Annotated in this window: 17 protein-coding genes; 12 read left to right on the forward strand and 5 right to left on the reverse strand. The window is 67.1% G+C overall.

The features are described from left to right. The first annotated feature begins 2 nt into the window (after positions 1 to 2). The 4 genes from KB879_RS30885 (at position 3) to KB879_RS30900 (ending at position 4,142) form a co-directional block, all read left to right on the forward strand. Positions 3 to 527 (forward strand): DNA-processing protein DprA, encoded by a 525-nt coding sequence (locus KB879_RS30885; RefSeq protein ID WP_249221217.1) that lies wholly within the window; start codon positions 3 to 5, stop codon positions 525 to 527. A gap of 29 nt (positions 528 to 556) precedes the next feature. Next, positions 557 to 928: a hypothetical protein gene (locus tag KB879_RS39550; RefSeq protein ID WP_249221218.1), complete on the forward strand. Its 372-nt coding sequence runs from the start codon at positions 557 to 559 to the stop codon at positions 926 to 928. Then, entirely contained in the window at positions 903 to 1,307 is a 405-nt protein-coding gene (locus KB879_RS30895) for a thioredoxin domain-containing protein (RefSeq protein WP_153956046.1), read from the forward strand. Before KB879_RS39550 ends, KB879_RS30895 begins: the two co-directional genes overlap by 26 nt. A gap of 147 nt (positions 1,308 to 1,454) precedes the next feature. Beyond that, positions 1,455 to 4,142 (forward strand): DNA topoisomerase III, encoded by a 2,688-nt coding sequence (locus KB879_RS30900; RefSeq protein WP_211980458.1) that lies wholly within the window; start codon positions 1,455 to 1,457, stop codon positions 4,140 to 4,142. 73 nt (positions 4,143 to 4,215) lie between these two features. Here the strand turns inward: KB879_RS30900 and KB879_RS30905 are convergent, their stop codons facing one another. Then, positions 4,216 to 5,163, reverse strand: coding sequence for a LysR family transcriptional regulator (locus KB879_RS30905; protein WP_013958449.1), 948 nt, complete (start codon positions 5,161 to 5,163; stop codon positions 4,216 to 4,218). A 200-nt stretch (positions 5,164 to 5,363) separates the two neighbouring features. Here KB879_RS30905 and KB879_RS30910 point away from each other — a divergent pair, with 200 nt between their 5' ends. Next, positions 5,364 to 5,618, forward strand: coding sequence for a hypothetical protein (locus KB879_RS30910; protein ID WP_211980459.1), 255 nt, complete (start codon positions 5,364 to 5,366; stop codon positions 5,616 to 5,618). 294 nt (positions 5,619 to 5,912) lie between these two features. Here KB879_RS30910 and KB879_RS30915 read toward each other — a convergent pair whose 3' ends face one another. From KB879_RS30915 to KB879_RS30925, 3 genes are all read right to left on the reverse strand, one after another. Next, positions 5,913 to 6,362, reverse strand: coding sequence for a hypothetical protein (locus tag KB879_RS30915; protein ID WP_013958451.1), 450 nt, complete (start codon positions 6,360 to 6,362; stop codon positions 5,913 to 5,915). Between the two features lie 223 nt (positions 6,363 to 6,585). Further along, positions 6,586 to 6,780 carry a YbdD/YjiX family protein gene (locus tag KB879_RS30920; protein WP_013958452.1) on the reverse strand — a complete coding sequence of 65 codons (195 nt, stop codon included), beginning with the start codon at positions 6,778 to 6,780 and terminating at the stop codon, positions 6,586 to 6,588. A gap of 23 nt (positions 6,781 to 6,803) precedes the next feature. Beyond that, complete coding sequence (locus KB879_RS30925) at positions 6,804 to 8,873, reverse strand: carbon starvation CstA family protein (protein WP_211980460.1); 2,070 nt, start codon at positions 8,871 to 8,873, stop codon at positions 6,804 to 6,806. A gap of 408 nt (positions 8,874 to 9,281) precedes the next feature. Between KB879_RS30925 and KB879_RS30930 the strand changes: the two genes are divergently transcribed. Together KB879_RS30930 and KB879_RS30935 are read left to right on the forward strand one after the other, a co-directional pair. Continuing rightward, the gene (locus KB879_RS30930) at positions 9,282 to 10,688 is read left to right on the forward strand and encodes a cache domain-containing protein (protein ID WP_211980461.1); all 1,407 of its coding nucleotides are present in this window, start codon (positions 9,282 to 9,284) and stop codon (positions 10,686 to 10,688) included. Further along, the gene (locus tag KB879_RS30935; RefSeq protein WP_013958455.1) at positions 10,685 to 11,359 is read left to right on the forward strand and encodes a response regulator transcription factor; all 675 of its coding nucleotides are present in this window, start codon (positions 10,685 to 10,687) and stop codon (positions 11,357 to 11,359) included. Before KB879_RS30930 ends, KB879_RS30935 begins: the two co-directional genes overlap by 4 nt. Positions 11,360 to 11,419: 60 nt before the next feature. Here the strand turns inward: KB879_RS30935 and KB879_RS30940 are convergent, their stop codons facing one another. Beyond that, complete coding sequence (locus tag KB879_RS30940; protein ID WP_211980462.1) at positions 11,420 to 13,276, reverse strand: phosphoenolpyruvate carboxykinase (GTP); 1,857 nt, start codon at positions 13,274 to 13,276, stop codon at positions 11,420 to 11,422. 461 nt (positions 13,277 to 13,737) lie between these two features. Between KB879_RS30940 and KB879_RS30945 the strand changes: the two genes are divergently transcribed. From KB879_RS30945 to KB879_RS30965, 5 genes are all read left to right on the forward strand, one after another. Next, the gene (locus KB879_RS30945; RefSeq protein WP_211980463.1) at positions 13,738 to 14,763 is read left to right on the forward strand and encodes a D-2-hydroxyacid dehydrogenase family protein; all 1,026 of its coding nucleotides are present in this window, start codon (positions 13,738 to 13,740) and stop codon (positions 14,761 to 14,763) included. Positions 14,764 to 14,989: 226 nt separating this feature from the next. Next, the gene (locus KB879_RS30950; RefSeq protein WP_041228251.1) at positions 14,990 to 16,162 is read left to right on the forward strand and encodes an MFS transporter; all 1,173 of its coding nucleotides are present in this window, start codon (positions 14,990 to 14,992) and stop codon (positions 16,160 to 16,162) included. A 138-nt stretch (positions 16,163 to 16,300) separates the two neighbouring features. Continuing rightward, on the forward strand, positions 16,301 to 16,966 hold the full coding sequence (locus KB879_RS30955; protein WP_249221219.1) for an MOSC domain-containing protein: 666 nt from the start codon (positions 16,301 to 16,303) through the stop codon (positions 16,964 to 16,966). Between the two features lie 260 nt (positions 16,967 to 17,226). Then, entirely contained in the window at positions 17,227 to 18,465 is a 1,239-nt protein-coding gene (locus KB879_RS30960; protein WP_211980464.1) for an efflux RND transporter periplasmic adaptor subunit, read from the forward strand. 3 nt (positions 18,466 to 18,468) lie between these two features. After that, positions 18,469 to 21,666, forward strand: coding sequence for an efflux RND transporter permease subunit (locus KB879_RS30965; RefSeq protein ID WP_211980465.1), 3,198 nt, complete (start codon positions 18,469 to 18,471; stop codon positions 21,664 to 21,666). The last annotated feature ends 147 nt before the right edge of the window (positions 21,667 to 21,813 follow it).

A 21,813-nucleotide genomic window follows, 5' to 3' on the forward strand; every position in this document is an offset into this window, starting at 1 on the left:
CCATGCCGGCGCTGCCGGCACTGGTCGAACGCACCCTCGCCTGGCTCGGCACACCCGGCAACCATGTGGTCACGATCGGCGACGACACCTACCCTGCCCGCCTGTTCGACCTGCCCGACCCGCCGCCGCTGCTATATATCAAAGGCGATCCCGCGCTGCTGGCGCGTCCTTCGGTGGCCATCGTCGGCGCGCGCGGCGCCACCGAGCAGGGCAGGCGCGATGCGCAGGCCTTCGGGCGGGCGCTGTCCGAGTCGAGGCTGGCGGTGGTTTCGGGGCTGGCGCTGGGCGCGTCGATGCCGCCGCCCATGCCGGCGGGCTGCAGGGCTGCGGCGGTACCGTCGCTGTTACGGGTACGGGGGCCGGCCGGGTCTATCCGGCCGAGAACCTGGCGCTGGCGTACCAAGTGGCCCCGCGCGGCGCGCTCGGGCTCGCTGATCACCGCACGGCTTGCGGCGAGCTGGCGCGCGAGGTATTTGCGGTCCCGGGCTCGATCCACGCGCCGCTGTCAGCAGGCTGCCACCTGCTGATCCGCCAGGGCGCCAAGCTTGTAGAGCGCGTGGAGGACGTGCTGAAAGAGATCAACCTGCTGCCGGCACCTGCCTGCCCGGCTGCCAGGCGCGTTTCCGCGTCCGTACCGGAGCAACCAGATCTTTCTGACTTTGCTGGCTACGCCGACCCCCTGCTGGCCGCTCTCGGCTACGATCCGGTTACGCTGGATGCACTGTGCGAGCGCAGCGGCCAGCCGCCGGAAGCCGCCGCGGCGCGCCTGCTGGAACTGGAACTGGCCGGGCCGCCGAGCGTCTACCGGGAAACCTGTTCCGGCGGCTTGGGTGAGCCGCAGCGCAATACCGATACAATCGCCGGCAGCCCGCGTGTCGCGGGCGCCTCATGTTTCCGATGCCATGACCGTTTACTTTCCAGAACGTGACGCCGGCGCCATTGCCGGGTGCCTGGCGGCGCGGCCGCAGGGCCGTCTGGTGGCCTGCCTGTGCGCGCAGTGGTGCGGCACGTGCCGGGACTACCTGGCGGCGCTGACGGCGCTGGCCGCGCGCCATCCAGAGGATTGCTTCGTCTGGATCGACATCGAGACGCATGCGGATGCGCTTGGCGATATCGATATTGAGAATTTCCCGACGCTGCTGGTGCAGCCTGCGTCGGGTGGCACGCCCCAGTTCTATGGCACCCTGCTGCCGCACATCGAGGTGCTGGAACGCATGCTGAGCCGCAGTGCGGCGATGCCGGCGAGTGCCGAAGACGTGCCGCAGGTGCTGGACTGGTTGCTTGCCGGGGGGAGCAGCGCCGCCTAGGCGGCGCCAAGGGCGGCGGCGGAGCTTGCTTGCACCGCCGTTGAAACCGCGCTTATTATTGGCGCCTCATAGCCCCCCGGCGTTCTGATTACTTCGTTTGTAGTGCAATTCGCGGGTTGCCGGATGCAGCTCGCAAGGACCCTTCCCATGTCAAAAGCCCTCATCATCGCGGAAAAACCGTCGGTCGCGGCGGATATCGCCCGTGCCCTCGGGGGGTTTACCAAGCACGACGAGTATTTCGAGAGCGACGACTACGTGCTGTCCTCTGCCGTCGGCCACCTGGTCGAGATCGCCGCGCCGGACGAATACGAGGTCAAGCGCGGCAAGTGGAGCTTCGCCAACCTGCCGGTGATCCCGCCGCATTTCGACCTGCGCCCGATCGCCAAGACCGAGTCGCGCCTGAAGGTGCTGAACCGGCTGATCAAGCGCAAGGACGTCACCGCCCTGATCAACGCCTGTGACGCGGGGCGCGAAGGCGAACTGATCTTCCGGCTGATCGCGCAACAGGCCAAGGCCAAGCAGCCGGTGCGCCGGCTGTGGCTGCAGTCGATGACGCAGCAGGCGATCCGCGATGGGTTCGCCAGCCTGCGCGAAGACGAAGACATGCTGCCGCTGGCCGACGCCGCGCGCTGCCGCTCCGAGGCCGACTGGCTGGTCGGCATCAACGGCACCCGCGCCATGACTGCCTTCAACAGCAAGGGCGGCGGCTTCTTCCTGACCACCGTGGGCCGCGTGCAGACGCCGACGCTGTCGATCGTGGTAGAGCGTGAAGAGAAGATCAAGCACTTCGTGCCGCGCGACTACTGGGAAGTGCGGGCCGAGTTCATCGCCGCCGCCGGCTTATATGAAGGCCGCTGGTTCGACCCCAAGTTCAAGAAGAGCGAGTTCGATCCCGAGGCGCGCGAATCGCGCCTGTGGAGCGAGGCCGAGGCCAAGAGCATCGTCGCCGCCTGCCGCGACAAGACCGGCACGGTCACCGAGGAATCCAAGCCGTCGACGCAGCAGTCGCCGGCGCTCTTTGACCTGACCACGCTGCAGCGCGAGGCCAACTCGCGCTTCGGCTTCTCGGCCAAGAACACGCTGGGCCTGGCGCAGGCCCTGTATGAGAAGCACAAGGTCCTGACCTACCCGCGTACCGATGCGCGCGCGCTGCCCGAGGACTACCTGGACACGGTCAAGCAGACCATGGACATGCTGGCCGACAGCTCGCCCAACTACCTGCCGCACGCCAAGAAGATCCTGGCGCAGGGCTGGGTCAAGCCGAACAAGAAGATCTTCGACAACAGCAAGATCAGCGACCACTTCGCCATCATCCCGACGCTGCAGGCGCCCAAGAACCTGTCCGAGCCGGAGCAGAAGCTGTACGACCTGGTGGTGCGCCGCTTCCTGGCGGTGTTCTTCCCGGCGGCCGAGTTCCAGGTCACCACCCGCATCACCGAAGTCGCCGGCCACCACTTCAAGACCGAAGGCAAGGTGCTGGTCAACCCGGGCTGGCTGGTGATCTACGGCCGCGAGGCGCAGGGCGACAAGGACGCCGCCAACCTGGTGCCGGTGGCCAAGGACGAGAAGGTCAAGACCGACAAGGTCGAGAGCGTCGGCCTGACCACCAAGCCGCCCGCGCGCTACAACGAAGCCACGCTGCTGTCGGCAATGGAAGGCGCCGGCAAGCTGGTGGACGACGACGCGCTGCGCGAAGCTATGGCCGGCAAGGGCCTGGGCACGCCGGCGACGCGCGCGGCCATCATCGAAGGCCTGCTGACGGAAAAATACCTCGTGCGCGAAGGCCGCGAGCTGATTCCGACCGCCAAGGCGTTCCAGCTGATGACGCTGTTGCGCGGCCTGGGCGTGCTGGAACTGACGCAGGCCGAGCTGACAGGCGAATGGGAGCACAAGCTCTCGCAGATCGAACGCGGGCGCATGAAGCGCGACGAGTTCATGCTTGAGATCGCGCAGATGACGCAGCAGATCGTCAAGCGCGCCAAGGAATACGACAGCGACACCATCCCGGGCGACTACGCCACGCTGGACACGCCGTGCCCGCAATGCGGCGGGCAGGTCAAGGAGAACTACCGCCGCTTTGCCTGCACCGCGTGCGAGTTCTCGATCAGCAAGATCCCGGGCGGGCGCCAGTTCGAGATCGAGGAGGTCGAGGAGCTGCTGCTGAAGAAGGAAATCGGTCCGCTGCAGGGCTTCCGCAGCAAGATGGGCCGTCCGTTCGCCGCCATCCTCAAGCTGGGCAAGGACGACGAAGGCCATTACAAGATGGAATTCGACTTCGGCCAGAACGACGACGACAACGACGGCGAGCCGGTCGACTTTAGCGGCCAGGAGCCGGTGGGCACCTGTCCGAAGTGCGGCGGCTCGGTGTTCGAGCACGGCATGAAGTATGTCTGCGAGAACAGCACGACCAGCCCCAAGAGCTGCGACTTCACCACCGGCAAGATCATCCTGCAGCAGGAAATCAGCCGCGAGCAGATCGGCAAGCTGCTCACCGACGGCAAGACCGACCTGCTGACGGGGTTCAAGTCGTCGCGCACCGGCCGCAACTTCAAGGCCTTCCTGGTCAAGCAGCCGGACGGCAAGATCGGCTTCGAGTTCGAGGCGCGCGAGCCCAAGGCGGGCGCCAAGACGGCGGCGAAGACCACGGCCAAGGCGGCGTCGAATGGCACGGCCGAGGCGGCGCCGGCAACCAAGACGGCAGCGAAGGCCGCGGCCAAGACGCCGGCCACCAAGGCACCGGCCACCAAGGCACCGGCCAAGAAGGCGGCGGCCAAGAAGGCTCCCGCCAAGACCGCCGCGGCCAAGAAGTCGCGCGCGGCAGCCGCCGGCGAGTAAGCGTCAGCGCGTCACGGCAAAACGCCCGGCATCGCCGGGCGTTTTGCTTTGGGTGGCTCGGCCAGGCAGGCGCTCAGGTGCGCACGGCTTGCGCGCCGTGGCTGGCGGATGGCGCCGGCTGCGCTTCCTTGCCCCGTACCTGCCCTTCTTCGAGAAGGAAGTCGATAAAGGCGCGCACCTTGGTCGGCAAGAACTTGCGGCTCGGATAGACCACGCTGACATCGCGCCGCGGCAGCTGGTATTGCGGCAGCACGTGCACCAGCTTGCCGGATTCGATATTGGGGCGCGCCAGGTAGGACGACAGCATGGCCACGCCCATGTCGGCCAGCGCCGCCTGGTGGGCCAGCTCGGCATTGCTGCACATCAGCCCGGGGCGGATCGGCACGGTCACCTCGCCTTCCGGGCCCAGCAGCGTCCATTCGTGCTCGGCGCTGGGCAGGCGCATGGCAATGCAGCGGTGGTGGCTGAGTTCATGGGCATGGCGGATCGGCGCATGCGCCGCCACGTAGCCCGGCGACGCGCACAGGATCACCTCGGCCGACAGCAGCGGGCGCGCCACCAGGTGCGAGCCCAGGCCCAGGTCGGACAGCATCACGGCGACGTCGCGGCCTTCTTCGACGATATCGACGTTGCGGTCCGACAGGATCACGTCGAACACCACGTCCGGGTACAGCCGCTGGAAGCGCGCCAGCAATTCCGGCAACAGGTGCAGGCCGAACATCACCGGGGTGACCAGCCGCAGCGTGCCGGACAGCGACTGGCTGCGCGCCGTGACTACGCTTTCGGCTTCTTCCACGTCTTCCAGGATCTGCTGGCAGCGCTGCAGGTAGGTTTCGCCGGCGTCGGTCAGCGACAGGCTGCGGGTGGTGCGGTTGAGCAGGCGCGTGCCCAGATGACTCTCCAGGTCGGCCACGTAGCGCGTCACCACTGCGTTGGACATTTCCAGCTGCTGCGCTGCACGCGCGAAGCTTCCCAGTTCCACCACCTTGGAAAACACACGCATCGATTGCAGGCGATCCATGACACAGTCTCCCGGTTCTGCGCTGAATTCTTACGTAATCAGCCTATTTTATTGTTCGAATCAAAACTAATCATTGTGGATCCTGATATTTATTGATATGAGGGAAATGCCTAATATCTAGCCATCGGATGCCGCAACGCAACATAGTCTTTCGTAGAAGTGACGGTTAAGGCATCCATGCAATAGAGAAGGCCTGAATCATGAAAACCAACCGCTACGCCCTGATCGCTGTCGCCACCCTCGCCGCCGCCCTGTCGGCCGCACCGGCTTTTGCCAAGAACGGCAAGTTCGATGTGTTCACCGACGGCGCCAAGGCAGCCAAGTTCGATCCGTACACCGACGGTGCCCGCGCCGGCAAGTTCGACACGTTCGCCGAAGGCGCCCGCACCGGCAAGTTCGATACCTTCGCCGAAGGCGCCAAGTACGACACCACTACCGATCGCGCGCCGCTGTAAGGCTGCCTGGCTGCCTCTGGCCCGCCTCCCCGGGCGGCCTGGCAGCGCGATCCCGGGGCCGCTTCCTCCCCTTGTGCGGCCCCGCCTGCTTCAAACCTGGTCTCCACAGGTCCTTGGGGGAGCGCCTCGCAGCCTCTCCGCCTCTATTGGAGAAGAAGCCCGCACCGGTTCCGGTTGCGGGCTTCTTTGTTTCTGCATCCGGCGGGTTTGCAACCACTGGCGAATGATTATGCCAGACGCCGCAAATGAAAAACGGGCCATGACGGCCCGTTTTGATGACCCACCTACGACTTCTTAGTCGTCGTAGTGGTGATGATGCTTGTGCTTCTTGCGCTTGTAGTTGCTGTTGTAATAGCGGCGGTCATTGTCGTACGAGTTGCTGCGCGAGACATTGCCGCCCAGCGCCGCACCCGCGCCGCCGCCAAGGCCGGCGCCGATCAGGCCACCGGTGCGGCCGCCCATGGCGTTGCCAGCTGCGGTGCCGGCACCACCGCCCAGCGCGCCGCCGATGATGGCACCGGTGCGCTCGCGGCGGTTGGAGGTCACTGCGCCACCGGCGCCGCCGCCTACTGCACCACCGATCACTGCGCCGGTGCTGCCGCCCAGCGCGCCGCCCACCGCGGCACCGGCGACGCCGCCGAGTGCGCCGCCCAGGGCGTTGTTCATGTCGCTCGCGACGGCCGGCAGCGCGCAGGCCGCCAGGGCGAGGGCAATGGTCAGGTTGCGAACGGGATGGCGAGTCATATCTTTTTTCCTCTAATTGCCATGATGTGTCGCAAGTGTAGAGAGGGAGCCGCGCCCTTGCTGTAACCACCTGTAAAGGCCTGTAACCCGCTACAGAAACGGTATCCGTGCATTACAAAAGCGCGGCAAACACGCAACACTTCATAAAAAGACAGGCGATCATGTGATCGCCTGTCTGCTTTGTATGCCGCCAGCCCGCAGGACGGCTGCGTTCAGCGTGTGCTCAGCAGCACTTGCCCTGCCCGCCGCCGTAGCGTGCCTCCTGGCGCTCGCGGAAGAAGGCTTCGTAGCTCATCGGCTCGCGGTCCGGGTGGGTGCTTTCCATGTGCGCGACATAGGTCTGGTAGTCGGGCAGCCCGACCATCAGCCGCAGCGACTGCCCAAGGTAGCGTCCCATGGTTCCGAGTTGTTCCAGCATGGCGGGCTCCTGTGATCCCTGGGTTACTGGGCCGAGGCGCCCGAAGGCAGCGGCTCGAACGGCGTTTCCTTGGCCGTCGGGCGGGCGGCGGCGCGCGCCTGCATCGCTGTCTTGAAGCCGTAGAACACGATCGACAGCACCACCAGCATGAACAGCGCGCACAGGCCGGCGTCCAGGTAGTCGTTGAAGACGATGCGGTGCATCTGCTCCATCGACTTGGCCGGGGCCAGCACCTTGCCTTCGGCGATGGCGGCGCTGAACTTGGCGGCGTGGGTCAGGAAGCTGACCTTGGGGTCGGCGTGGAACAGCTTCTGCCAGCCGGCGGTCAGCGTGCAGATCAGCAGCCAGATGGTCGGCACCAGCGTGACCCAGGCGTACTGGCCGCGCTTCATCTTGACCAGCACGCAGGTGCCCAGCACCAGCGCCACCGCGGCCAGCATCTGGTTGGAGATGCCGAACAGCGGCCACAGCGTGTTGATGCCGCCCAGCGGATCGACCACCCCTTGGTACAGGAAGTAGCCCCAGGCCGCCACGCACAGCGCGGTGGCGGTCAGGTTGGCAACCAGCGAGTCGGTCTTGCGCATCGACGGGATAAAACTGCCCAGCAGGTCTTGCAGCATGAAGCGGCCGGCGCGGGTGCCCGCATCGACGGCGGTCAGGATGAACAGCGCCTCGAACAGGATGGCAAAGTGATACCAGAACGCCATCATGGCCTGGCCGCCCACCACCTGGTGCAGGATGTGGGCGATGCCCACCGCCAGCGTGGGCGCGCCGCCGGCGCGCGAGATGATGGTGTTCTCGCCGACATCCCTGGCGGTCTGCACCAGCACGTCCGGGGTGACCACGAAGCCCCAGGTCGAGACCGCGTGCGCCACCGCTTCCGGCGTGGTGCCGATCACGGCGGCCGGACTGTTCATGGCGAAGTACACGCCCGGCTCGATCACCGAGGCGGCCACCAGGGCCATGATGGCGACGAAGGACTCGGCCAGCATCGCGCCGTAGCCGATAAAGCGCGCGTGCGACTCATTCTCCAGCAGCTTGGGCGTGGTGCCCGACGAGATCAGCGCGTGGAAGCCCGACACCGCGCCGCAGGCGATGGTGATGAACAGGAACGGGAACAGGTTGCCCGACCACACCGGCCCGCCGCCCTTGGCGAACTGCGTGAAGGCCGGCATCTTCAGCTCCGGCGCGACGATCAGGATGCCGATGGCCAGCGCGATGATGGTGCCGATCTTCAGGAAGGTCGACAGGTAGTCGCGCGGCGCCAGCAGCAGCCACACCGGCAGCACGGCGGCGATAAAGCCGTAGATGATCAGCATCCAGGTCAGCGCCTTGCCGTCGTACGTGAACAGCGGCGCCAGCGTGGCGCTTTCATGCACGTACTGGCCGCCGATGATGGCCAGCATCAGCAGCACGAAGCCGATCACCGACACCTCGCCGATGCGGCCCGGGCGGATATAGCGCGTGTAGATGCCCATGAACAGCGCGATCGGAATCGTCACCGCCACGGTGAAGGTGCCCCACGGCGAATCGGCCAGCGCCTTCACCACGATCAGCGCCAGCACCGCCAGGATGATGATCATGATCATGAAGCAGCCGAACAGCGCGATCATGCCCGGCACCGTGCCCATTTCGGACTTGACCAGGTCGCCCAGCGAGCGGCCGTCACGGCGCGTGGAGATGAACAGCACCATGAAGTCCTGCACCGCGCCGGCGAACACCACGCCGGCCAGGATCCACAGCATGCCTGGCATATAGCCCATCTGCGCGGCCAGCACCGGGCCGACCAGCGGGCCGGCGCCGGCAATCGCCGCGAAGTGGTGGCCGAACAGCACCGCCTTGTTGGTCGGCACGTAGTCCAGGCCGTCGTTGTGGCGCCAGGCGGGCGTCATGCGTTTGGGATCGAGCTGCATCACCTTGTCGGCGATAAAGCGGCTGTAGTAGCGGTAGGCGATCAGGTAGATGCAGAGCGCGGCAACCACGATCCACAGCGCGCTGACGGCCTCGCCGCGCGCCAGCGCGACGGTGCCGAAGGCAAACGCGCCGAGCACGGCGACGGCCAGCCACACCAGGTGTTCTCCGATGCGATTCATAGTGAAGGTCTCCTCAGACCGGGATGTCTTGGATAGCCTGCGGCGGCGAAGGACTGGTAACAGGCAACTGGCAGGATCGGCAGCGAGGTTGCGCCGAGGGCGGGCAGCGGGGGGCAATCCGGCGGTGAGGGTGTCTCCTGGGATAGCTGCTGCGCGCCCGGTTGTGTCGTCGTTTCCGGATCTCGTCTTGCAGGCAGGCGATGCACCGTCCGGGTGTGGACAGTGCACCAGCTGCGTCCGCGCATGCGCCCTGCTGGGGCGGCGGCGCGTCCGGCGTGTAGTATTGACACCCGCCAAACCCCGCACAAGCGCGTAACTACGCAGCACTTCTGCGTAGTACTACGCAAATCGACGGTGGCATGCCGCCTGCGCGGCATCGGTGTTTACCCCCGGGTCCCCCTCACTTGTATGAAACTCCGCCAGAAGATCCTATTGCTCGCCGTGGCGCCGTTGGCGGTGGCCATGCTGGGCATCGCGCTTGCCGTGCGCTTCCAGGCCACGCAGCTGGCGCAGCATGAACGCGCGCTGGTCGAGGCCGCCTACCTGCAGAGCAAGGAAACTGAGCTGCGCCACTACGTAGAACTGGCGCAGAGCGCGATCGCGCCGCTGGTGCGCTCCGGGCGCAGCGACGCCGCCACCCGGCAGGCTGCGATGGAAGCACTTGCGCGCCTGGACTACGGCCCCGACGGCTACTTCTTCCTGTACGACCTGCAGGGCCGCAACCTGATGCACCCGCGCCAGCCCGAACTGGTCGGCCAGGACCTGTGGACGCTGCGCGACCCGCAGGGTGCGCTGACCATCCAGCAGCTGATCGCCGCGGCCAAGGGCGGTGGCGGCGCGGTGCGCTACCTGTGGAGAAAGCCCTCGTCGCAGCAGCTGGCGCCCAAGCTTGGGTATGTGGTGGCAGTGCCCGAATGGGGCTGGATGCTCGGCACCGGCATCTACCTGGATGACGTGGAAAGCACGCTGCGCCAGCTGGATGCGCGCGCCGAGACCGATATCCGCGCGACCATGGCCTGGATCGGCGTGATCGCCGGCATCAGCATCCTGCTGGTCGCCGCCAGCGGCCTGGCGCTGAACGTCAGCGAGCACCGCGAGGCCGACGCCAAGCTGCGCCAGCTGGCGCAGCGCGTGGTGCAGTCGCAGGAAGAAGAGCGCGCCCGGCTCTCGCGCGAGCTGCACGACGGCATCAGCCAGCTGCTGGTGTCGGTCAAGCTGGTGCTGGAAACCGCCACCAACCGCCTGCGCCTGGCCCCGGCCGAAGGCGCCGCGGTGGCGCCGGTGCTGGGCATGGCGCTGAACCGGCTCGATACCGTCTTCAATGAAGTGCGCCGCGTGGCGCGCAACCTGCGCCCCGCCCTGCTCGACGACCTGGGCCTGTACGCGGCACTGCAGCACCTGGCGCGCGAGATGCAGGGCGGCAGCGGGCTAGAAATTGCAGTGACCGAGAGCGGCACCCCGCGCGAACTGCCCGACGAGCAGGCCACGGCGCTGTTCCGCATCGCGCAGGAAGCCTTGACCAACGTCGAGCGCCATGCCGGCGCGCGCCGGGTCGCGGTGGCGCTGGCCTTTGATGCCGATGCCACGCGCCTCACCGTGCGCGACGACGGGCATGGCTTCGACGTGGCGCGCATGCAGGAGGACCCGCAGCGCGGCATCGGCCTGCGCAACCTGCGCGAGCGCATCGCCGCGCTGTGCGGGCAGTTCGACATCGTTTCGGGCATGGGCGGCACCCAGCTAGTCGCTTCACTGCCGCTGGCCAGGCCCGCGGCCATTGTGCACGATCCCGTTTCAGCAGGACCCTCGCCGTCATGACCCAGCTAGCCGACTCCGCCGAAGTGCCCGCCCGCGTATTGCTAATCGACGACCATGCGCTGGTGCGCGACGGCATGCGCATGCACCTGGCGCTGCAGCCCGGCCTGCGCGTGGTGGGCGAAGCCGACGATGGCGAAGCCGCGCTGGCGTGGCTGGACCGCGCCGGCGCCGCCGAGCTGCCCGACCTGGTCATCACCGATATCGGCATGCGCGGCATGGGCGGCATCGCCCTGGCCGCGGCGCTGCATGACCGCTATCCGGAACTGGCGGTGCTGATCGTGTCGATGCACGACAACCTGGAGTATGTGCGCCAGGCGGTGCGCGCCGGTGCGCGCGGCTATGTGCTCAAGGACGCGCCCGCCGACGAGTTGATGGCGGCGATCCAGTCCGTGCTGGCCGGACGGGTCTTCTACAGCGCCCGCATTGCACGCGGCATGGCCGAGCAGAGCCCCGCCGCAGGGCCGCTGGATGCGCTGACGCCGCGCGAGCGCGACATCCTGCGCGGTATCGGGCGGGGCCTGGCCAACAAGGAGATCGCGGCGCAGCTGGGGGTGTCGGTACGCACGGTGGAGACGCACCGGCTGAACCTGAAGCGCAAGCTTGGGATCGAGGGGCGGGCGGGCCTGGTGAAGTATGCGGTGGAGACGTTGGGGGACAGCGAGAGGGAATAAAAAAACGCCCGTCTCTGAAGAGACGGGCGTCTTTATCGCAAGCTGCGCGAACTGTGGCGATCAGCCGTCCAGCCGCTTGCCCAGCGCCGCGCGCACTTCGGCCAGCGACTGCGGCAGCCGATGCCGCAGCTTGGTGAACAGCTCGTCATGCAGCGCCAGCTCCTGCTGCCACGCATCGCGATCGATCGAGGTCACCTGCGTGAACTGCGCCGGCGTGAAGTCCACGCCATTCCAGTTCAGGTCCTCGTAGCGCGGGGTGGTGCCGAACATGTGCTCGGCGCCCTGCCCCTTGCCTTCGACGCGGTCGATCATCCACGACAGTACGCGCATGTTCTCGCCAAAGCCCGGCCACACGAACTTGCCGTCGGCGTCCTTGCGGAACCAGTTGACGCAGTAGATCTTCGGCAGCTTCGCGCCCGCGGCTTCCAGCTTCTGGCCGAGTTGGAGCCAGTGGCCGAAGTAATCGCTCATGTTGTAGCCGCAGAACGGCAGCATGGCGAACGGGTCGCGGCGCACCACGCCCTGCTGGCCGGCGGCCGCGGCGGTGGTTTCCGAACCCATGGTGGCGGCCATGTAGACGCCTTCGGTCCAGTTGCGGGCCTCGGTCACCAGCGGCACGGTGGTCGAGCGGCGGCCGCCGAAGATGAACGCATCAATGGGTACGCCGGCCGGGTTGTCCCAGTTCTCGTCGATCGACGGGCACTGCGACGCCGGCGCGGTGAAGCGGGCGTTCGGGTGCGCTGCCTTGGCGCCGGTGGCCTTGGCGATTTCCGGGGTCCAGTCCTTGCCCTGCCAGTCGACCAGGTGCGCGGGCGCTTCCTTGGTCATGCCTTCCCACCACACGTCGCCGTCGTCGGTCAGCGCCACGTTGGTGAAGATGACGTTTTCCTTGAGCGTCGCCATCGCGTTGAAGTTGGTCTTCTCGCTGGTGCCCGGGGCCACGCCGAAGTAGCCGGCTTCCGGATTGATCGCGCACAGGCGGCCGTCCTGGCCCGGCTTGATCCAGGCGATGTCGTCGCCGATGGTGGTGACCTTCCAGCCCTCGAAGCCCTTGGGCGGAATCAGCATGGCGAAGTTGGTCTTGCCGCAGGCCGACGGGAAGGCCGCTGCCACGTGGTACTTCTTTCCCTCGGGCGAGGTCACGCCCAGGATCAGCATGTGCTCGGCCAGCCAGCCTTCATCGCGGCCCATGGTCGATGCAATGCGCAGCGCGAAGCACTTCTTGCCCAGCAGCGCGTTGCCGCCGTAGCCCGAGCCGAACGACCAGATCTCGCGCGTTTCCGGGAAATGGACGATGTACTTGGTCGGGTTGCACGGCCAGGCCACGTCCTGCTCGCCGGCGGCCAGCGGCTTGCCGACGGTGTGCACGCACGGCACGAACTCGCCGTTGGAGCCCAGGACGTCGTACACCGCGCGGCCCATGCGCGTCATGATGCGCATATTGACCGCCACGTACGGCGAATCGGACAGTTCCACGCCAATATGGGCGATCGGCGAGCCCAGCGGGCCCATCGAGAACGGAACCACGTACAGCGTGCGGCCGCGCATGCAGCCCTCGAACAGGCCGTTCAGCGTCTGGCGCATCTCGGCGGGTTCGGTCCAGTTGTTGGTGGGGCCGGCGTCTTCCTGCTTTTCGGAGCAGATAAAGGTGCGATCTTCCACCCGCGCCACGTCCGAGGGGTCCGACAGTGCCAGGAAGGAATTCTTGCGCTTGGCCGGGTTCAGCCGCTTCATGGTGCCGGCGGCGACCATCTGCTCGCACAGGCGGTCATATTCTTCCTGCGAGCCGTCGCACCAATAGATATGGTCGGGCTTGGTCAGGGCGGCGATTTCAGCGACCCAGGCCACCAGCTTGGGGTGCTTGACCCAGGCCGGCGCATTGACGGGCGCCGTACCTTGCATCGTGGGGTGGTTCATACTGCAGACTCCAGATTCGTAAAGGGAAGGAAGGGAAGGAATCCTTGCAAAGCCTGGCCAGCGGGCAGATGGGGCCGTCACACCCCCGGAGTGATGTCACACTCGGATCGACACATCCCGTTACAACTCCGCGGCGGCCTCGTTTATGCAAAAGGTCGCGGCGGTCCCTGCGGCTGCGCTACAGTTGCGCTTCGCGCGCGCAGGGGTGGCTGCGCGGGCTGGCCGGACTTTGTCCGGGTGCGATCGCGTGACGGGAGCAAGGCTCGACCGACAATCCGCGGCGGCACCGGAACGGGCAAGGATACCACTGGCGCACCCCCCTGTTTTTTGCTGTGCAACAATCGCTGCCACCGGCCGGCGTGGGGTTTTTCGATATTTCTCAACAATACTGTTGGCCGGCGCGCAGCTTGGTGGCCGCGCGCACCAACCGGCACAAGACCGTTAGACAACCAGAGTTGCCGATGAAGATTGCCGTACTCGACGATTACCAGGATGCCGTGCGCAAGCTGCCTTGCTTCAGCTTGCTGGAGGGGCACGACGTCAAGGTGTTCAACAACACCGTCAAGGGCGTGGGCCAGCTGGCCGCACGCCTGTCAGACGTCGAAGCCGTGGTGCTGATCCGCGAACGCACTCGCATCACCCGGCAACTGCTGGAAAAACTGCCCAAACTCAAGATCATCAGCCAGACCGGCCGGGTCGGCGCCGGCCCCGGCAACCATATCGACCTGGACGCCTGCACCGACCGCGGCGTGGCCGTGCTCGAAGGCGTGGGTTCACCGGTGGCGCCGGCCGAGCTGACCTGGGCGCTGATCATGGCCGCCCAGCGCCGCATCCCCCAGTATGTCGCCAGCCTGAAGCACGGCGCCTGGCAGCAGTCGGGGCTGAAATCGACGACGATGCCGCCCAATTTCGGCCTGGGCCAGGTGCTGCGCGGCCAGACCCTGGGGATCTGGGGCTATGGCAAGATCGGCCGGCTGCTGGCCGGCTATGGCCGGGCCTTTGGCATGAAGGTGCTGGTCTGGGGCCGCGAGGCGTCGCTGGAAGGCGCCCGTGCCGACGGGCTGGGCGTGGCCGAATCCAAGGAGCAGTTGTTTGCCGACAGCGATGTGCTGTCGCTGCAGCTGCGCCTGAACGACGACACCCGCGGCATCGTCAAGCAGACTGACCTGACGCGGATGAAGCCCACGGCACTGTTCGTCAACACCAGCCGTGCCGAACTGCTGGAAGAGAACGCGCTGGTCACCGCGCTGAACCGCGGCCGCCCGGGCATGGCGGCGATCGACGTGTTCGAGTCCGAGCCGATCCTGCAGGGCCACGCGCTGCTGCGCATGGAAAACTGCATCTGCACGCCGCACCTGGGCTATGTGGAGCGCGACAGCTACGAGCTGTACTTCCGCACCGCGTTCCAGAACATCCTGGACGTGCTGGCCGGCAACCATGACTGCATCGTCAACCCGAAGGCGCTGGCGCCGGTGCTGACGCGCTGAGTCACCAGCGGCCGGATTCCCTCCGGACAGCCCGCCCCGACACCACCCCTGTTCCGCCATGCGGGACAGGGGTGTTTCACATCTGGCCGGGCATTTCCTCCGGGAAACGCGATTTCCACGAAACCGCTACACTCCGGACTTCCCTTACCGCCCGGTCAGTCAGCCCGCGGCAGCCCAGACAACAACAAGGCGCCCTCCTGCGCCAACCCCTATTCCCAAGGCCGGCATGGACCCCAGGCTAGTGACGCTCTGCGTCGGCAATTTCGTCATTGGCACCGGTGCGATGATCGTTACCGGCATGTTGAACGACATTGCCGCCGATTTCGGGCTGGGCGCGGCCAGCGCCGGGCAGCTGATCTCGGTGTTTGCGCTGGCCACCTGCATTGGCGCACCGCTGTTCGCCACGCTGGGCTCGCGCATCGACCGCCGGCTGCTGCTGGCCGGGTCGCTGCTGGTCTATGGGGTGATGCACCTGGCCGCCGCGTTCGCGCCCAGCTTTGCGGCGCTGATGGCGATCCGCTTCCTGACCGCGATCGGCGCGGCCATCTATACGCCCCAGACCGCCGCCACGCTGCCGCTGCTGGTCAACGCGCAGACGCGCGGGCGCGCCATCAGCTTCGTGTTTCTTGGCTGGAGCATCGCCAGCGTGGTGGGCGTACCGCTGGGCACGTGGATTTCCAGCACGCTGGGCTGGCGCGTCAGCATGGCGCTGGTCGGTGCCCTGGCGCTGCTGGTGTCGGCGGCGGTCTGGCGCGCGCTGCCGCGGGGGCTGATCGTGCCGCCGGCCGGGCGCGAGGCCTGGGGCGCGGTGCTGCGCCACAAGCCGATCATGCTGGTGGTGCTGACCACCATGATCTCGTCGGCGGGCATGTTCACCGTGTTTACCTATATCGCCCCGCTGATGCGCGATGTGTACGGCATCAGCGGCGGCGCGCTTAGCCTGATGTTCCTGGCCTACGGCGCCTGCGGCGTGTTCGGCAATGCCATGGCGGCGTCGCGCATGGACCGGGTCACGCCCAGCCGGATCGTGCAGGTCACGCTGCTGACCTCGATCACGGCCATGGTGCTGTGGCCGCTGGCCGGGCTGGGCAGCGTGGCGCTGGTGCTGCTGTTCATGCTGTGGGGCGTGGGCGGATTTGCCACCAACAGCGCGCAGCAGGCGCGGCTGGTGCTGCTGGCGCCTGAGCGGGCATCGGTGTCGATCTCGCTGAATTCTTCGTCGATCTACCTGGGCCAGGCGGCCGGCGCCATGGCCGGGGCTGCCATCTATACGCTGGCCGGCGCCGATACGCTGCACTGGGGTGCGGCGGCGCTGATGCTGGTGGCGCTGGCGGTATCGCAGCGCGCCCGGGCGCTGGGCTGCCAGTGGCAGCGGCCGCAGGCGGCGCAGCAGGCGTGATGCCGGGCTGAACCCCGAGGCGGCTCCCCGCCGCCGGGTTCCTTGTGAGGGACCGCACCAAGCACTTGTCCACAGTGTTATCCGCCCCGTTATCCTCAGGCATATCCGCAGCTTATCCACAGCCCTTTCCACAACCGGATGAACAACCACGAAGCGGGGGCGCACGTGAGCGAATCCAGACCTCGGCCGGGCCTTGCGCGTGTGCTGGCGGTCAGCATGGCCAAGGCCATCCCGTTGGTGGTGGCCGGGGCGGGCACCGAGGCGGTGGTGCTGTCGGGCATTCGCAAGCACCCTGTCAGCACCCTGCTGCACCCGTTGCGGGTACAGGTGCAGCCGCTGGGCCTGGCCGGCGACGAACAGGGCGACCTGACCGTGCACGGCGGGCTGGACAAGGCGGTCTACGCCTATCCTTTCGAGCACTACCCGTGGTGGAATGCGCGCCGCCGCGCCTGCGGGCAGCCCGAGTCAGGCCCACCGTTGCCGTTTGGCGCCATGGGCGAGAACCTGACCCTGGAGGGGCTGCTTGAATCCCAACTCTGGATCGGCGACCTGGTGCGCGTGGGCACGGCCCTGCTGCGGGTGGAGTCGCCGCGCAAGCCCTGCTACAAGTTCAACGCCGCGCTGGGCTACCGCCACGCGGTGCGCGACATGATCCAGAGCGGCTACTCCGGGGTCTACCTGAGCGTGGTGCTGAAGGGAGAGGTGCGCGCCGGCGATGTTGTGGTTGTGCAGGCCGGGCCACGCGAACTGTCGGTGGACAGCGTCAATCAGTGGCGCCGCGATGGCCGGCGGCAGCTTTTCTGATAATGTTTGTCTAACCATACAAGCGCCCCGCTACACACATCTCCGGCTTCCCCTGTGGCCCGGACGGCGTTTGCCGGCGCCGGGCATTACCAGACCCTTGCAACCCTGTAACGGACTGTAATACGCGGCGCTGGCTCCGGCGGGCGAAGCGCGGTATCAGTAGAGTCTTTGCGCGACATGCACCGGCAACATCTGGACACAACCAGCCGGGCGATCACGGGGGAGTGGCGCGAAGACGCGGTGCAGAGGGTCCACACAATATGAAATCTGACAGGATCGACCAGCCCAAGGGCTTCGTCGACAGCAACTGGAGGGCGGCCACCGGAACCGGGCGCGGCCGCGTGTCGCCGTGGGCGGTGGTGGCCGTGCTGCTGGTCATTGCCGGGCTGGGCTGGTTTGCGTGGCGTACCTGGTTCGCGCCCAAGCCGGCGCCCAAGGCGCCGGCAGCCGTGGTGGTGTCCACCGCGCGCGTGCAGCAGGGCGACGTGCCGCTGCAGGTCACGGCCAACGGCAATGTCACCGCGCTGTCCACCGTCGAGGTGCGCCCGCAGGTGTCCAGCACCGTGCGCACCGTCCATATCAAGGAAGGCCAGACGGTCAAGCCGGGCGACCTGCTGTTCTCGCTCGATACCCGCATGGACGAGGCCAACCTGGCCAAGGCGCAAGCCCAGCTGCTGCGCGACCAGGCTGACCTGGCCGATGCCCGCCGCACGCTCGCGCGCAGCCAGGAGCTGCTGCAGCGCAACTTCATCTCCAAGAGCGCGGTCGACACGGCCCAGGCCAAGGTGGATGGCTTTGCCGCCACCGTGCGCGCCGACCAGGCCGCCATCGACGCCAGCCGCGTGGCGGTCAGCTACGGCGCCATCCGCGCCACCATCAGCGGCCGCACCGGCGTGATCAACGCCTTCCCGGGTTCGCTGGTGCTGCCCAACAGCACCCAGCCGATGGTCATCATTGCCCAGGTGCAGCCCATCGCCGTCACTTTCAGCCTGCCCGAGCGGCAACTGGGCGCGCTGCGCGAGGCGCTGCACGCGGGTCCGGTGCAGGTCACCGCGCTGCCCAACGACGGCAGCAAGACGCCGGTGACCGGCAGGATCACCTTTGTGGATAACACCGTCGATCCGCAGTACGGCACCATCCGCGTCAAGGCGCAGTTCGACAATGATGAGCAGCGGCTGTGGCCGGGCACCTATGCCAACGTCAACGCCGTGGTGCAGACCCTCAAGGGCGCGCTGTCGGTGCCGCCGCAGGCGGTGGTGACCGGCCCGGAAGGCCGCTTTGTCTATGTGGTCCAGCCCGACAGCAAGGTCGCGCGCGTGCCGGTGCAGGTGGTGACCACCACGGCCGCCGCCGCTGTGGTCGAGGGCGTGCAGCCCGGCGCCCGCGTGGTGGTGGAGGGCACGCAGAACCTGCGCCCCGGCGCGCTGGTGCGCGAAGCCCCGGCCGCCGGTGCCTCGGCCGCCGCCGCCCGCCCGGCCAGCGCCACCGCGGGGCACTGAGCCATGACGCTGTCTGAACTCTGCATCCGCCGTCCGGTGATGACGGTGCTGCTGTGCCTGGCCGTGGTGGTCACCGGCATCGTGCTGTACCCGACCATCCCCATCGCCGCGCTGCCCAGCTTCAATTCGCCGGTGATCCAGGTCACCGCGACCCTGCCCGGGGCCAGCCCCGAGACGATGGCGGCATCGGTCGCCACGCAGCTGGAAAAGCAGTTTGCGACGATCCCGGGCGTGTCGGTGATCAGCTCGTCGAACACGCTCGGCAACTCCAGCGTCACCATTGAATTCAACAACGACCGCGATATCGACGACGCGGCCGTCGACGTGCAGGCGGCGCTGTTCCGCGCCCAGCGTTCGCTGCCGATCGAGATGACGGTGCCGCCGTCGTACCGCAAGGTCAACCCGGCCGATGCGCCGGTGCTGCTGCTGGCGATCAACTCGCCGGCGATGAGCCTGGCGGATCTGAACGCCTTCGGCGACAACCTGATCTCGCCCACGCTGGCCACGCTGCCGGGGGTGGCGCAGGTGCAGATCTTCGGGCAGAAGCGCTTTGCGGTGCGCGTGCGCGCGCACCCGGATGCGCTCGCCGCGCGCGGGCTGACGCTGGACGAGCTGGCCACGGCGCTGAACCGCGCCAACGCCAACACGCCGGTTGGCACGCTCGACAGCGCGCGCCAGACCCTGACCATCCAGGCCAACCGGCAGCTGACCAGCGCCGACGCCTTCCGCAACATCATCGTCGCCAGCCAGCCCAACGGCGCGCTGGTGCGGCTGTCCGACGTGGCCGAGATTGAGGACAGCGTCGAGACCATCAAGACTGGCAGCTGGCTCAACAACGAGCGCTCGATCGTGCTGGCCGTGCTGCGCCAGCCCGACGCCAACACCGTGGCGGTGGTCGATGCCATCAAGGCCGCCCTGCCCCGCCTGATCGCGCAGATGCCGGGCTCGGTCAATGTCGCGGTGGTCAACGACCGCTCGAACTCGATCCGCGAATCGATCCACGACGTGCAGTTCACGCTGGCGCTGACGGTGGCGCTGGTGGTGATGGTGATCTTCCTGTTCCTGCGCCGCGCCGCCGCCACGCTGATCCCCACGGTGTCACTGCCGATCTCGCTGATCGGCACGGTGGCGCTGATGAAGGCGTTTGGCTACAGCCTGGACAACGTCTCGCTGCTGGCCATCACGCTGGCGGTGGGCCTGGTGGTGGACGACGCCATCGTCATGCTCGAGAACATCGTGCGCCATATCGAGGACGGCGTGGCGCCGCTCAAGGCCGCGCTGGTGGGTTCGCGCGAGATGGGCTTCACCATCCTGTCGATCTCGATCTCGCTGGTGGCGGTGTTTATCCCGATCTTCTTCATGCCGGGCGTGATCGGGCTGTTGTTCCATGAGTTCGCGGCGGTGGTGTCGCTGGCGATCCTGGTGTCGGCGCTGGTGTCGCTGACGCTGATCCCGATGCTGTGCGCACGTTTCCTGTCGGCCGAGAACGTGCCGGTGGATGAATCGCACCATGCCTACGGCGACCACGTGCCAGCGCAGCCCGCCATCGCGCAGAAGCAGACCTTCGGCATGCGCTCCACGCAGTGGTTCGAGAACCTGTTCGAGTTCACGCTGCACCGCTATGCGCGCGGACTGGACTGGTGCCTGACGCATCGCCGCACCGTGCTGGCGGTCGCAGGGCTGACGTTCGTGCTGACCGCGGTGCTGTTCGTCACCATTCCCAAGGGCTTCTTCCCCGAGGAAGACATCGGCCAGATCCGCGTCAACGCCGAAGGCCCGCAGGACATCTCCTTCGACGCCATGGCCGAGCGCCTGCGCGACGCCGCCGAGCGCATGCGCGCCAACCCCGCGGTCAAGAGCATCGTGGTCGCCATCGGCGGCGGCCCGTCGCCGGCCATCAACACCGGGCGCATGTTTGTCGAACTGAAGCCACGTGGCGAACGTGAGGTCATGCCCAGGGTGATCGAGTCGCTGCGGCGCGATGTTGCCGGGGTGCCGGGGCTGGCGGTGTACTTTGCGCCGGTGCAGAACCTGCAACTGGGCGGGCGCCAGAGCAAGAGCCGCTACCAGTACACATTGCAGAGCGTGAAGGCCGGCCAGCTGCAGGACTCCTCCGACAAGCTGATGGCGAAGATGCGCGCCGATCCGATCTTCCGCGACGTCACCAGCGATTCGCAGCAGTCCGGGCTGGAGGCGCACCTGTCGATCGACCGCGACAAGGCCAATGCGCTCGGCGTGCAGATGCAGGACGTGCGCACCGCGCTGTATTCCGCTTTCGGCGAGCGGCAGGTGTCGACCATCTACACGCCGATCGACAACTACTACGTGATCCTGCAGGCGGCCGATGTCGACCGCACCGACGAGAGCGCGTTCTCCAAGCTCTATGTGCGCAGCAAGACCGGCCAGATGGTGCCGATCTCCGCCTTCGCCACCACCGAGCGCCGGGTCGGGCCGATCGCCGTCAACCACCAGGGACAGCTGCCTTCGGTGACGGTGTCGTTCAACCTGGCGCCGGGCGCGGCGCTGGGCGATGCTTCGGCGCGCATCGACCGCTACCGGCAGGAGATCGCCATGCCCAGCTCGATCTTCACCAGCTGGGGCGGCGACGCGGCAGTGTTCCAGTCGTCGCAGACCACGCAGATCGTGCTGCTGGTGGCGGCCATCGCGGTAATCTACACGCTGCTGGGCGTGCTGTATGAAAGCTATATCCACCCGCTGACCATCCTGGCGGGTTTGCCCTCGGCGGCGGTGGGCGCGTTGCTGACCTTGTTTATCTTCAACGTGGAGCTGTCGCTGATCGCGGTGATCGGCGTGCTGATGCTGATCGGCATCGTCAAGAAGAACGCCATCATGATGATCGACTTCGCGCTGGCCGCGCAGCGTGAACAGGGCATGCCGCCGGCCAAGGCGATCCGGCAGGCGTGCCTGCTGCGCTTCCGGCCGATCATGATGACGACCTTCGCCGCGGTGATGGGCGCGCTGCCGCTGGCGCTGGGCCTTGGCGCCGGTGCCGAGCTGCGCCAGCCGCTGGGCCTGGCCGTGGTTGGCGGCCTGCTGTTCTCGCAGGTGATTACGCTGTTCATCACGCCGGTGATCTACCTCGCGCTGGACCGGTTCTCCGGGACGGGGCCGCTGCAGATCGATTCGGAGGGGAACAAGCTGCCGGAGAAGGCGCCGGGCGAGACGGTACACCAGCACTGAGGCACCGGCAGGCAAGAGGTGGCCGCAGCTTTGCTGCGGCCTCTTTGCTTTCGAGGTGCCGGCCAGGGTCGACGACGTGACCATCATCACCAACCCGGGAAACAAGCGGGAGCGCAGGCCGCCAACCCCGCCACGACAACGAGGTAA

Source organism: Cupriavidus sp. KK10, from assembly GCF_018223725.1.
Classification (GTDB): Bacteria; Pseudomonadota; Gammaproteobacteria; order Burkholderiales; family Burkholderiaceae; genus Cupriavidus; species Cupriavidus necator.